Raw genomic sequence first — 728 nt, forward strand, 5'->3', positions numbered from 1 at the left:
ATACCTTTATGGAAGCCCTCATATGAACAGGCCGTTACCGCAGTTTACCTACCTCAGCGCTGACTTCACTCGCGATGTCTTTATCCATCAACCCGCCACCTGCCAATGCTGTGGTAAAGACACTGACCGCCACTATAACGGCACCATCTACAGGGTCGGTGACAGCGATATCACCCTGTGCCCGTGGTGCATCCATGATGGCAGCGCAGCCGCTAAGTACGCCTGCAGCTTTAACGATCTTTATGACGAAGCGCTTGATGATGAAATCGCGGCGGAAGTTTGCGAACGCACGCCGGGTTACAGTTCCTGGCAGGATCAGAGCTGGTTGACTCACTGTAACGATGCCTGCGTTTATCACGGTGATGCCAGTGCAAAAGATGTTGCCGAAGCCAGTGCAGAAACCCGCCAGAAGTGGATCAGCGATTACGACATGGATGAAGAGAGCTGGTCACAGTTTATGGCCGACTACGCACCGGGTGGCGATCAGGGGGTTTATAAGTTTGTCTGCCGCCATTGCGAATTGGTGATGTTTAACTGGGATTTTTCTTGAGCGAGAGATAAATCCTAAGAAAGGGACGGGACTAAAAAGGCCTTGTACCCGTCATACTGCAAACTGCTTATTCATGGGCTTATTCCAGTACGTACCTCACCAGGCGTTGACTCCGCGGTAAGAGCATTTCTCTTACGGCTCAATGATCTCCCGCACTTATCATCCCCCTCTTCCCCCA

At 51.8% G+C, this 728-nt stretch carries 1 protein-coding gene; it reads left to right on the plus strand.

Annotation, left to right across the window (positions count from 1 at the left end; all coding sequences use genetic code 11):
* Positions 1 to 550, plus strand: a 550-nt coding sequence (locus WH277_RS00845; RefSeq protein WP_339503824.1) for a CbrC family protein, incomplete at its 5' end; no start/stop codon positions are given.
* Positions 551 to 728: the final 178 nt, after the last annotated feature.

This window comes from Erwinia sp. MYb416 (assembly GCF_037479575.1).
Taxonomy (GTDB): Bacteria; Pseudomonadota; Gammaproteobacteria; order Enterobacterales; family Enterobacteriaceae; genus Erwinia; species Erwinia rhapontici.